At 53.8% G+C, this 11,899-nt stretch carries 13 protein-coding genes and 1 pseudogene; 8 read left to right on the top strand and 6 right to left on the bottom strand.

Going from position 1 to position 11,899, the window contains the following annotated elements:
• From PG892_RS19185 to intI1, 3 genes are all read right to left on the bottom strand, one after another.
• Positions 1-776 (bottom strand): DUF4158 domain-containing protein (locus PG892_RS19185; protein WP_144026764.1); only part of this gene is annotated, 776 nt, incomplete at its 3' end.
• 3 nt (positions 777-779) lie between these two features.
• A complete protein-coding gene (locus PG892_RS19180) occupies positions 780-1,340 on the bottom strand; it encodes a recombinase family protein (RefSeq protein ID WP_001161490.1) in 561 nt (186 codons plus the stop codon).
• A gap of 336 nt (positions 1,341-1,676) precedes the next feature.
• The gene (intI1, locus tag PG892_RS19175; protein WP_000845048.1) at positions 1,677-2,690 is read right to left on the bottom strand and encodes a class 1 integron integrase IntI1; all 1,014 of its coding nucleotides are present in this window, start codon (positions 2,688-2,690) and stop codon (positions 1,677-1,679) included.
• Between the two features lie 246 nt (positions 2,691-2,936).
• Between intI1 and PG892_RS19170 the strand changes: the two are divergent.
• A pseudogene (locus PG892_RS19170) lies at positions 2,937-3,725 on the top strand (AadA family aminoglycoside 3''-O-nucleotidyltransferase); the annotation flags it as partial.
• A gap of 9 nt (positions 3,726-3,734) precedes the next feature.
• Positions 3,735-4,328, top strand: coding sequence for an AAC(6')-Ib family aminoglycoside 6'-N-acetyltransferase (gene aac(6')-Ib, locus PG892_RS19165; RefSeq protein WP_049637357.1), 594 nt, complete (start codon positions 3,735-3,737; stop codon positions 4,326-4,328).
• Between the two features lie 72 nt (positions 4,329-4,400).
• On the opposite strand, the gene PG892_RS19160 is transcribed toward aac(6')-Ib, so the two are convergent.
• Both PG892_RS19160 and PG892_RS19155 read right to left on the bottom strand, forming a co-directional pair.
• Positions 4,401-4,655 carry a Txe/YoeB family addiction module toxin gene (locus tag PG892_RS19160; RefSeq protein ID WP_032492620.1) on the bottom strand — a complete coding sequence of 85 codons (255 nt, stop codon included), beginning with the start codon at positions 4,653-4,655 and terminating at the stop codon, positions 4,401-4,403.
• On the bottom strand, positions 4,652-4,903 hold the full coding sequence (locus PG892_RS19155; RefSeq protein WP_032492621.1) for a type II toxin-antitoxin system Phd/YefM family antitoxin: 252 nt from the start codon (positions 4,901-4,903) through the stop codon (positions 4,652-4,654). Before PG892_RS19155 ends, PG892_RS19160 begins: the two co-directional genes overlap by 4 nt.
• Positions 4,904-5,086: 183 nt before the next feature.
• On the opposite strand from PG892_RS19155, the gene PG892_RS19150 reads away from it, so the two are divergent.
• The 6 genes from PG892_RS19150 to PG892_RS19125 all read left to right on the top strand — a co-directional run bounded on the left by PG892_RS19150 (position 5,087) and on the right by PG892_RS19125 (position 10,900).
• Complete coding sequence (locus tag PG892_RS19150; RefSeq protein ID WP_000186237.1) at positions 5,087-5,719, top strand: type B-3 chloramphenicol O-acetyltransferase CatB3; 633 nt, start codon at positions 5,087-5,089, stop codon at positions 5,717-5,719.
• 156 nt (positions 5,720-5,875) lie between these two features.
• A complete protein-coding gene (locus PG892_RS19145) occupies positions 5,876-6,223 on the top strand; it encodes a quaternary ammonium compound efflux SMR transporter QacE delta 1 (RefSeq protein WP_000679427.1) in 348 nt (115 codons plus the stop codon).
• Positions 6,217-7,056: a sulfonamide-resistant dihydropteroate synthase Sul1 gene (gene sul1 / locus PG892_RS19140; protein ID WP_000259031.1), complete on the top strand. Its 840-nt coding sequence runs from the start codon at positions 6,217-6,219 to the stop codon at positions 7,054-7,056. The genes PG892_RS19145 and sul1 overlap by 7 nt, the downstream gene beginning before the upstream one ends.
• Positions 7,057-7,460: 404 nt before the next feature.
• The gene (locus PG892_RS19135) at positions 7,461-9,002 is read left to right on the top strand and encodes an IS91-like element ISCR1 family transposase (protein ID WP_000050481.1); all 1,542 of its coding nucleotides are present in this window, start codon (positions 7,461-7,463) and stop codon (positions 9,000-9,002) included.
• 322 nt (positions 9,003-9,324) lie between these two features.
• Positions 9,325-10,251 carry an extended-spectrum class A beta-lactamase PER-3 gene (locus PG892_RS19130; RefSeq protein ID WP_049637349.1) on the top strand — a complete coding sequence of 309 codons (927 nt, stop codon included), beginning with the start codon at positions 9,325-9,327 and terminating at the stop codon, positions 10,249-10,251.
• A 73-nt stretch (positions 10,252-10,324) separates the two neighbouring features.
• Positions 10,325-10,900 carry a glutathione S-transferase family protein gene (locus PG892_RS19125; RefSeq protein ID WP_001176353.1) on the top strand — a complete coding sequence of 192 codons (576 nt, stop codon included), beginning with the start codon at positions 10,325-10,327 and terminating at the stop codon, positions 10,898-10,900.
• A 38-nt stretch (positions 10,901-10,938) separates the two neighbouring features.
• Here the strand turns inward: PG892_RS19125 and PG892_RS19120 are convergent, their stop codons facing one another.
• Positions 10,939-11,787, bottom strand: coding sequence for an ABC transporter ATP-binding protein (locus tag PG892_RS19120; protein ID WP_270825703.1), 849 nt, complete (start codon positions 11,785-11,787; stop codon positions 10,939-10,941).
• Between the last annotated feature and the right edge of the window lie 112 nt (positions 11,788-11,899).

The raw sequence follows: 11,899 nt of genomic DNA, 5'->3' as shown, positions 1-11,899 counted from the left end.
CCACCCTCGCGGGCCAGCTTGAGCAGGCGGTTCTGGTGGATGTGCCGGCCCAGGCCTTCGGGCAAGTCCACCAACTGAAATGTCTTCAGCCGCTCGATGTGTTCCAGCATGTGCCGAGAGTTGGGTTTCAGCGGTGCCTGGCGCAGCCAGGTCAACCAGGTGATGCTGCTGCCGGCCTTGAGCTTCAACAGCTCGTCCAGCTTGGCCCGATGCGAGTCCGTGAGTGGTTCGACCAGGGCGCGGTAGACCCGCCGATTGGCTCGCGCAATGGCTTCCGAGCAGGCCCGGTCAATCACGCTCAGCGCCGGCAGGATGCGTCGTTTCTGCCGTAGGCTCTCCAGGGCCTGACCGGCCAGCAGCAAGCCTTTGTCGGTCTGCTGGGCCAGCTCGGTTAGCTCGCGCACCAGGGCGCGGAAGTCGGACAGGCCGAACGGGGCCAGTTGCAGGTAGGTGCGCAGTTCCTGGGCATGCTCGCGACGGGTCACGTCGCGCTCGCCGTACTTTGCCCAGCTCGCCGGCTCGGCCTGGACTTGCTTCGCCACCCACAGGATGACCGGCTCGGGCAGCTCGCTGTCGGTTCCCAGCGCGTAACCGGGGTAGCGCAGCAGGCAGAGCTGCACGGCGAAGCCGAGGCGGTTGGCGTCGCCGCGTCGCTGGCGGATCAGCGACAGGTCGGAGTCGTTGAAGGTGTAGTAGCGGATCAGGTCATCCTGGCTTTCCGGCAGCGCAAGCAGGGTGTCCCGCTCCGTGGCCGAGAGGATCAAGCGACGCGGCATGTGTCAGTCGTCCGTGCGGAGGTACTGGTAGAGGGTTTCCCGGCTGATGTTGAACTCGCGGGCAAGCTGCGCCTTGGGCTCGCCGGCCGTCGCTCGCTGCCGCAGGGTAGCAGCCTGCTCATCGGACAGGGCTTTCTTGCGGCCCCGGTACGCGCCACGCTGCTTGGCCAAGGCGATGCCCTCACGCTGCCGCTCGCGGATCAGGGCGCGCTCGAACTCAGCGAAGGCCCCCATCACCGACAGCATCAGGTTGGCCATCGGCGAGTCCTCGCCAGTGAACACCAGGCCCTCCTTCAGGAACTCGATGCGCACGCCGCGCTGAGTCAGCTTCTGTACCAAGCGACGCAGGTCATCGAGGTTGCGGGCCAGCCGATCCATGCTGTGCACCACCACTGTATCGCCTTCGCGGACGAAGCTCAGCAGCGCTTCGAGCTGGGGGCGCTGGGTGTCCTTGCCCGATGCCTTGTCGGTGAACACCTTGCTCACCTGGGTTTGTTCCAGCTGGCGTTCCGGGTTCTGGTCAAAGCTGCTGACCCGGACGTAGCCGATGCGGTGCCCCTGCACGATGTCTCCTTGGTTGAAGGCGGCTTAAGTGCACTTTCTGTTCCGTTGTGCCTCAAAGCCCATTTCTGTCAGGCTGAAATCTATAACCTTCGCGGGCATGTGTCAAAAAATGGGAAAGCAGACTCTATTCTGACTGTCGTTTTCAGAAGACGGCTGCACTGAACGTCAGAAGCCGACTGCACTATAGCAGCGGAGGGGTTGGATCCATCAGGCAACGACGGGCTGCTGCCGGCCATCAGCGGACGCAGGGAGGACTTTCCGCAACCGGCCGTTCGATGCGGCACCGATGGCCTTCGCGCAGGGGTAGTGAATCCGCCAGGATTGACTTGCGCTGCCCTACCTCTCACTAGTGAGGGGCGGCAGCGCATCAAGCGGTGAGCGCACTCCGGCACCGCCAACTTTCAGCACATGCGTGTAAATCATCGTCGTAGAGACGTCGGAATGGCCGAGCAGATCCTGCACGGTTCGAATGTCGTAACCGCTGCGGAGCAAGGCCGTCGCGAACGAGTGGCGGAGGGTGTGCGGTGTGGCGGGCTTCGTGATGCCTGCTTGTTCTACGGCACGTTTGAAGGCGCGCTGAAAGGTCTGGTCATACATGTGATGGCGACGCACGACACCGCTCCGTGGATCGGTCGAATGCGTGTGCTGCGCAAAAACCCAGAACCACGGCCAGGAATGCCCGGCGCGCGGATACTTCCGCTCAAGGGCGTCGGGAAGCGCAACGCCGCTGCGGCCCTCGGCCTGGTCCTTCAGCCACCATGCCCGTGCACGCGACAGCTGCTCGCGCAGGCTGGGTGCCAAGCTCTCGGGTAACATCAAGGCCCGATCCTTGGAGCCCTTGCCCTCCCGCACGATGATCGTGCCGTGATCGAAATCCAGATCCTTGACCCGCAGTTGCAAACCCTCACTGATCCGCATGCCCGTTCCATACAGAAGCTGGGCGAACAAACGATGCTCGCCTTCCAGAAAACCGAGGATGCGAACCACTTCATCCGGGGTCAGCACCACCGGCAAGCGCCGCGACGGCCGAGGTCTTCCGATCTCCTGAAGCCAGGGCAGATCCGTGCACAGCACCTTGCCGTAGAAGAACAGCAAGGCCGCCAATGCCTGACGATGCGTGGAGACCGAAACCTTGCGCTCGTTCGCCAGCCAGGACAGAAATGCCTCGACTTCGCTGCTGCCCAAGGTTGCCGGGTGACGCACACCGTGGAAACGGATGAAGGCACGAACCCAGTGGACATAAGCCTGTTCGGTTCGTAAACTGTAATGCAAGTAGCGTATGCGCTCACGCAACTGGTCCAGAACCTTGACCGAACGCAGCGGTGGTAACGGCGCAGTGGCGGTTTTCATGGCTTGTTATGACTGTTTTTTTGTACAGTCTATGCCTCGGGCATCCAAGCAGCAAGCGCGTTACGCCGTGGGTCGATGTTTGATGTTATGGAGCAGCAACGATGTTACGCAGCAGGGCAGTCGCCCTAAAACAAAGTTAGATGCACTAAGCACATAATTGCTCACAGCCAAACTATCAGGTCAAGTCTGCTTTTATTATTTTTAAGCGTGCATAATAAGCCCTACACAAATTGGGAGTTAGACATCATGAGCAACGCAGTGCCCGCCGAGATTTCGGTACAGCTATCACAGGCACTCAACGTCATCGAGCATCATCTGGGATCGACGTTGCTGGCCGTGCATTTGTACGGCTCTGCACTCGACGGTGGCCTGAAGCCATGCAGTGATATTGATTTGCTGGTTACTGTGACTGCACAGCTCGATGAGACTGTGCGGCAGGCTCTGTTCGTAGATTTCCTGGAAGTTTCCGCTTCTCCCGGCCAAAGTGAAGCTCTCCGTGCCTTGGAAGTTACCATCGTCGTGTACGGCGATGTTGTTCCTTGGCGTTATCCAGCCAGACGGGAACTGCAATTCGGGGAGTGGCAGCGCAAGGACATTCTTGCGGGCATCTTCGAGCCCGCGACAACCGATGTTGATCTGGCTATTCTGCTAACTAAAGCAAGGCAACACAGCCTTGCCTTGGCAGGTTCGGCCGCGGAAGATTTCTTCAACCCAGTCCCGGAAAGCGATCTATTCAAAGCACTGGCCGACACCTTGAAACTATGGAACTCACAACCGGATTGGGCAGGCGACGAGCGGAATGTAGTGCTTACCTTGTCTCGCATTTGGTACAGCGCAGCAACCGGCAAGATCGCGCCGAAGGATGTAGCTGCCAACTGGGTAATGGAACGCCTGCCCGTCCAACATCAGCCCGTGCTGCTTGAAGCCCAGCAGGCTTACCTTGGACAAGGGATGGATTGCTTGGCCTCACGCGCTGATCAGTTGACTGCGTTCATTTACTTTGTGAAGCACGAAGCCGCCAGTCTGCTCGGCTCCACGCCAATGATGTCTAAAACAAAGTTAGGCATCACAAAGTACAGCATCGTGACCAACAGCACCGATTCCGTCACACTGCGCCTCATGACTGAGCATGACCTTGCGATGCTCTATGAGTGGCTAAATCGATCTCATATCGTCGAGTGGTGGGGCGGAGAAGAAGCACGCCCGACACTTGCTGACGTACAGGAACAGTACTTGCCAAGCGTTTTAGCGCAAGAGTCCGTCACTCCATACATTGCAATGCTGAATGGAGAGCCGATTGGGTATGCCCAGTCGTACGTTGCTCTTGGAAGCGGGGACGGATGGTGGGAAGAAGAAACCGATCCAGGAGTACGCGGAATAGACCAGTCACTGGCGAATGCATCACAACTGGGCAAAGGCTTGGGAACCAAGCTGGTTCGAGCTCTGGTTGAGTTGCTGTTCAATGATCCCGAGGTCACCAAGATCCAAACGGACCCGTCGCCGAGCAACTTGCGAGCGATCCGATGCTACGAGAAAGCGGGGTTTGAGAGGCAAGGTACCGTAACCACCCCAGATGGTCCAGCCGTGTACATGGTTCAAACACGCCAGGCATTCGAGCGAACACGCAGTGATGCCTAACCCTTCCATCGAGGGGGACGTCCAAGGGCTGGCGCCCTTGGCCGCCCCTCATGTCAAACGTTGGGCGTCTTTTCAGTAGTGGTACTTGAGTTGAACGATCCAAAGGGCATCATCCGCCACTTTGTAAACCATTCGGTGCTCATCCGTAATTCGACGAGACCAATAACCGGCCAAAGCATGTTTTAATGGCTCTGGCTTGCCCACTCCAGAGAAAGGCTCTCGGGTGGTTTCTTTAATTAGCTTGTTAATTCGATCAACCATGCGGCGGTCTTGTTTTTGCCAGAACAGATAATCTTCCCATGCATCATCGGAAAAAATTAATCTCATTCGGCCAACTCCCGCGCCTGTCCTCGGCCCGCTTCAAGTTGCTCGATCGACTTGAAAAGCCGCTTGGCGTTGGCGGGGCTGCGCAGCAGATACGCAGTTTCTTCCAGCGCCTGGAAATCTTCCAGCGAGAGAATCACAACCGATTGGTCGCCGTTACGTGTGATGATCACCGGCTCATGATCGTTGCAAACACGATCCATGGTTCCAGCCAGGTTGGCGCGGGCGTGTGTGTAAGTGATAGCGTCCATAACATCCTCCGTACATGTACAGAAAATTGTACAACAAGAGCAACTCGAAGGCGAGGCAAAAAAACGCCCAACCCTTCAATCAAGTCGGGACGGCCAAAAGCAAGCTTTTGGCTCCCCTCGCTGGCGCTCGGCGCCCCTTATTTCAAACGTTAGACGGCAAAGTCACAGACCGCGGGATCTCTTATGACCAACTACTTTGATAGCCCCTTCAAAGGCAAGCTGCTTTCTGAGCAAGTGAAGAACCCCAATATCAAAGTTGGGCGGTACAGCTATTACTCTGGCTACTATCATGGGCACTCATTCGATGACTGCGCACGGTATCTGTTTCCGGACCGTGATGACGTTGATAAGTTGATCATCGGTAGTTTCTGCTCTATCGGGAGTGGGGCTTCCTTTATCATGGCTGGCAATCAGGGGCATCGGTACGACTGGGCATCATCTTTCCCGTTCTTTTATATGCAGGAAGAACCTGCATTCTCAAGCGCACTCGATGCCTTCCAAAAAGCAGGTAATACTGTCATTGGCAATGACGTTTGGATCGGCTCTGAGGCAATGGTCATGCCCGGAATCAAGATCGGGCACGGTGCGGTGATAGGCAGCCGCTCGTTGGTGACAAAAGATGTGGAGCCTTACGCTATCGTTGGCGGCAATCCCGCTAAGAAGATTAAGAAACGCTTCACCGATGAGGAAATTTCATTGCTTCTGGAGATGGAGTGGTGGAATTGGTCACTGGAGAAGATCAAAGCGGCAATGCCCATGCTGTGCTCGTCTAATATTGTTGGCCTGCACAAGTATTGGCTCGAGTTTGCCGTCTAACAATTCAATCAAGCCGATGCCGCTTCGCGGCACGGCTTATTTCAGGCGTTAGATGCACTAAGCACATAATTGCTCACAGCCAAACTATCAGGTCAAGTCTGCTTTTATTATTTTTAAGCGTGCATAATAAGCCCTACACAAATTGGGAGATATATCATGAAAGGCTGGCTTTTTCTTGTTATCGCAATAGTTGGCGAAGTAATCGCAACATCCGCATTAAAATCTAGCGAGGGCTTTACTAAGCTTGCCCCTTCCGCCGTTGTCATAATCGGTTATGGCATCGCATTTTATTTTCTTTCTCTGGTTCTGAAATCCATCCCTGTCGGTGTTGCTTATGCAGTCTGGTCGGGACTCGGCGTCGTCATAATTACAGCCATTGCCTGGTTGCTTCATGGGCAAAAGCTTGATGCGTGGGGCTTTGTAGGTATGGGGCTCATAATTGCTGCCTTTTTGCTCGCCCGATCCCCATCGTGGAAGTCGCTGCGGAGGCCGACGCCATGGTGACGGTGTTCGGCATTCTGAATCTCACCGAGGACTCCTTCTTCGATGAGAGCCGGCGGCTAGACCCCGCCGGCGCTGTCACCGCGGCGATCGAAATGCTGCGAGTCGGATCAGACGTCGTGGATGTCGGACCGGCCGCCAGCCATCCGGACGCGAGGCCTGTATCGCCGGCCGATGAGATCAGACGTATTGCGCCGCTCTTAGACGCCCTGTCCGATCAGATGCACCGTGTTTCAATCGACAGCTTCCAACCGGAAACCCAGCGCTATGCGCTCAAGCGCGGCGTGGGCTACCTGAACGATATCCAAGGATTTCCTGACCCTGCGCTCTATCCCGATATTGCTGAGGCGGACTGCAGGCTGGTGGTTATGCACTCAGCGCAGCGGGATGGCATCGCCACCCGCACCGGTCACCTTCGACCCGAAGACGCGCTCGACGAGATTGTGCGGTTCTTCGAGGCGCGGGTTTCCGCCTTGCGACGGAGCGGGGTCGCTGCCGACCGGCTCATCCTCGATCCGGGGATGGGATTTTTCTTGAGCCCCGCACCGGAAACATCGCTGCACGTGCTGTCGAACCTTCAAAAGCTGAAGTCGGCGTTGGGGCTTCCGCTATTGGTCTCGGTGTCGCGGAAATCCTTCTTGGGCGCCACCGTTGGCCTTCCTGTAAAGGATCTGGGTCCAGCGAGCCTTGCGGCGGAACTTCACGCGATCGGCAATGGCGCTGACTACGTCCGCACCCACGCGCCTGGAGATCTGCGAAGCGCAATCACCTTCTCGGAAACCCTCGCGAAATTTCGCAGTCGCGACGCCAGAGACCGAGGGTTAGATCATGCCTAGCATTCACCTTCCGGCCGCCCGCTAAATATCTCCTTTTGGGTTGTTAATAAAACATCCAATAAGTTGACTGTGCGTGAAAAAGAAAGTTTTGTGTGATGGCGTTGAAGATCGCACCGTTAAGCTCTTATGTGGGATGGTGCAGAGCTCGACGACTACCGATAAAACGCAACCGCCGCAAACAGACAAGAAAAAGCCCCAACTGATAACAGTTGGGGCTTCAGTATTGTGATTGGTGGAGCAATAGCACCCTGAACCCAAAACCTTCTCGCTCAACCGGTAGTGGCTGATAACAACTCGTGAGGGCTATTGCGGGTTAAGCATTTAGCGATGTCTAGGGCCAGACTGGACGTCTGAACGCAAGCCGCTGATACTGTACATAACCACAGTATCAGCGGAGGATACCCATGTCGCTGGCAAGGAACGCCACGGCGAGTCAATCGCCCACTCAAACAAACGGTTACGAACGCCACCAACCCGACCAGACGCTGCTCTACCAGCTGGTTGAGCAGCACTACCCAGCCTTCAAAGCCTCACTCGAAGCCCAAGGTCAACACCTGCCTCGCTACATCCAACAAGAATTCAACGACCTCCTCCAATGTGGCCGTCTGGAGTATGGTTTCATGCGGGTTCGCTGCGAGGATTGTCATCACGAGCGTCTGGTCGCCTTCAGCTGTAAACGACGCGGCTTTTGCCCTAGCTGCGGTGCCCGCCGGATGGCCGAGAGTGCGGCGCTGCTGATAGACGAAGTCTTCCCCAAGGAGCCCATTCGCCAGTGGGTGCTCAGCTTTCCTTTCCAGCTACGCTTTTTGCTGGCTCGCCATCCCCAGCTGATGGGCCAGGTCTTGAGTATCGTCTATCGTACACTCTCAACTCATCTGATCAAAAAAGCCGGTTACACCAAAGCCTCTGCACAAACTGGCTCAGTGACTCTTATCCAACGCTTTGGCTCCGCGCTAAATCTCAATGTCCACTACCACATGCTGTTTCTCGATGGTGTCTATGCCGAAGATGACTATGGCAAGCAACGCTTCCATCGTGTCAAGGCACCCACTTACGATGAGCTGAATACGCTCGCTCACACCCTCAGCCATCGCATCGCTCGCTGCATGGAAAAGCGTGGGATTTTGGAGCGTGATGCCGAGAATACGTGGTTGACACTGGAAGAGGGCGAAGACGATACGCTGACTCAATTACATGGTGCTTCGGTTACGTATCGCATTGCCGTCGGCCCCCAGCAAGGGCGCAAAGTCTTCACCCTGCAAACCTTGCCAGGGCGTGAGGATAAAGCCGACTCAAGCAGTCGAGTAGCCAACCATGCTGGTTTCTCGCTACACGCCGGTGTGATGGCCGAAGCGCATCAGCGGGATAAGCTTGAGCGCTTGTGTCGCTACATTAGTCGGCCAGCGGTTTCAGAAAAACGTCTGGCATTAACCGCCAATGGGCAGGTGCGTTACGAGCTCAAAACTCCGTACCGCAATGGCACCACCCATGTGATCTTCGAGCCGCTGGACTTCATCGCCAAACTCGCTGCGTTGGTACCTAAGCCGCGAGTCAACCTCACACGCTTCCACGGCGTCTTTGCACCGAACAGCAAACACCGAGTTCAAGTAACACCCGCCAAGCGGGGCAAGAAGCCCGACAAATCGGAAGGTCTCGATACTAACTGGCGTGACAAGAGTCCTGCAGAGCGCCACCGCGCCATGACCTGGATGCAACGCCTCAAGCGAGTCTTCAATATTGATATTGAAGTCTGCGAACACTGCGGCGGTCACGTCAAAGTGATTGCCAGCATCGAAGATCCGAAGGTCATTGAGCAGATTCTCAAGCATCTGAAACAGAAAACAGCCAAGGCGAATGCCGCCAAGCAGCGTGAGCTGCCACCAGAACGAGCGCCGCCACTGACTCCCAGCCTGTTCGATCCATCACAGAGTCGTCTCTTTGACTGACGACCCCAAATCCAACACTGCTCAACACTGCCAACTTTTAAACGGGGCGGTGGGGCAGTTTGTATCTCTCGAGCTATCAGGCTAGAGATTTTACCGCCAAATCGAACCTTATTAGAGCGGTTTAGGCTGGACCGGCAGTTAAAATTGGGGCTTGAGCGGTAAACGAGTGAGGGAATTTCAGGTAAGATACTTCGGATGAGGAGCAAAAAGGTGGTTTATACTTCCTATACCCAAAAAGGTGGTTTATACTTCCTATACCCTAAAAAGGCAGCTTTGGCTGCCTTTTGTATAATTCATATCGACTTATCAAAAGGACAATCCGATGAATGTCATTATAAAAGCTGTAGTTACTGCCTCGACGCTACTGATGGTATCTTTTAGTTCATTCGAAACCTCAGCGCAATCCCCACTGTTAAAAGAGCAAATTGAATCCATAGTCATTGGAAAAAAAGCCACTGTAGGCGTTGCAGTGTGGGGGCCTGACGATCTGGAACCTTTACTGATTAATCCTTTTGAAAAATTCCCAATGCAAAGTGTATTTAAATTGCATTTAGCTATGTTGGTACTGCATCAGGTTGATCAGGGAAAGTTGGATTTAAATCAGACCGTTATCGTAAACAGGGCTAAGGTTTTACAGAATACCTGGGCTCCGATAATGAAAGCGTATCAGGGAGACGAGTTTAGTGTTCCAGTGCAGCAACTGCTGCAATACTCGGTCTCGCTCAGCGATAACGTGGCCTGTGATTTGTTATTTGAACTGGTTGGTGGACCAGCTGCTTTGCATGACTATATCCAGTCTATGGGTATAAAGGAGACCGCTGTGGTCGCAAATGAAGCGCAGATGCACGCCGATGATCAGGTGCAGTATCAAAACTGGACCTCGATGAAAGGTGCTGCAGAGATCCTGAAAAAGTTTGAGCAAAAAACACAGCTGTCTGAAACCTCGCAGGCTTTGTTATGGAAGTGGATGGTCGAAACCACCACAGGACCAGAGCGGTTAAAAGGTTTGTTACCAGCTGGTACTGTGGTCGCACATAAAACTGGTACTTCGGGTATCAAAGCCGGAAAAACTGCGGCCACTAATGATTTAGGTATCATTCTGTTGCCTGATGGACGGCCCTTGCTGGTTGCTGTTTTTGTGAAAGACTCAGCCGAGTCAAGCCGAACCAATGAAGCTATCATTGCGCAGGTTGCTCAGACTGCGTATCAATTTGAATTGAAAAAGCTTTCTGCCCTAAGCCCAAATTAACAGACTATCAGCACTATCTAAGCCGCTGACTCTGGTTGTACACTAAAGCTATGGTTTGAAATTGGAGTAGGTTATGCAGTTATTAGGTTCAGTGGCTTCCCCTTTTGTTCGTCGTTTACGTTTAGTACTGGCAGGGCAACCTTATCAGTTTGTAGCGCTTAATATTTTTGAGTCTGAAGGCCGTTCAGTGTTGGTACAACATAATCCGGCACGCAAAGTGCCTGTGTTAGTGGATGGAGAGCAGGTTATTTTTGATTCAGGCGTAATTTATCGTTATTTGGCTTCGAAACTGAAATTCAAACCATTGAGCTGGGATCAGGAAAACGGTCTGACGACCATCAATGCCTGCACAGACTCCTTGGTTGAATTACTGCTTTGTAAGCGCTCAGGTTTTGACGTGACTGAAGATAAATTGTTTTTTAATCTTCAGCATGAGCGAATTCAGGCGACGCTAGAGGCACTTGAGCAACAAATCAGGGCAGGGCATTTCGGTGACTGGGACTATCCTGGTATCAGTCTGTTCACTTTAATCGACTGGATATTGTTCCGCGATTTAGTCGACTTAAAACCCTTCCCTGTATTATTACAGTTCAGAAATGCGCATTTAAACCGGCCGATGGTCGCTGAAACCGACCCGCGTTTAAGCTAAAAACAACAGGTCAGAGCCAAGACTCTGACCTTTATTATTTATTCCACACCAATAAAGCCGCCGGTTTGATGCGCCCATAATTGAGCGTAAATACCGCCTTTGGCGATCAGTTCCTGATGACTGCCTTGTTCCACAATACGACCTTGATCCAGAACGATCAGCCTGTCCATAGCTGCTATGGTAGATAAACGGTGTGCAATGGCTATAACCGTTTTGCCTATCATCAACTGAGTCAGACTATGCTGAATAGCTGATTCTACTTCGGAGTCCAGCGCTGAGGTGGCTTCATCCAAAATCAGAATAGGGGCGTTTTTCAGTAAAACCCGAGCTATTGCAATACGTTGACGTTGACCACCAGAAAGCTTGACTCCACGTTCGCCCACCTGAGCGTCGTAGCCACTGTTGCCTTTAGGATCGGTAAGCTCCTGAATAAAAGCATCGGCTTCGGCTAAACGGGCTGCTTCAATCATTTCCGCTTCGGTAGCGCCAGGACGACCATATAAAATATTTTCCCTTACAGTACGGTGTAGCAGGGAGGTATCCTGGGTCACCATAGCTATATGAGCGCGAAGACTTTCCTGTGATACAGTTTTGATGTCCTGACCGTCTATCAAAATCTGGCCTGAATTGACATCATAAAAGCGCAGCAGTAAGTTCACCAGCGTGGATTTACCAGCACCAGAACGGCCGACTAAACCTACTTTTTCACCGGGTTTAATCGACAAGTCCAGACCATCAATCACAGGACCATGTTCACCTGCTGCTTTGCCGTAGTTAAAGTTCAGTTGCTTAAACTCAATCTGACCTTGTGGCACTTCAAGCGGCTTCGCATCAGCTTTGTCGATGATTTGCTGAGGCTGAGACAAAGTCGCAATACCATCTGCCACAGTACCTATGTTTTCAAACAGTGCACTGACTTCCCCACCCGAGGCCTACTAAAGGATATTGAGTCAAGCAATGTACTTACAGTTGAGCAGCAGGCAGAGACAGATCAAATAG

This window comes from Aeromonas sp. QDB68 (assembly GCF_027707405.1).
Lineage (GTDB): Bacteria > Pseudomonadota > Gammaproteobacteria > Enterobacterales > Aeromonadaceae > Aeromonas > Aeromonas caviae.
The sequence above is the reverse complement of the archived record's forward strand: the minus strand, read 5'-3'. Positions and strand labels throughout refer to the sequence as shown.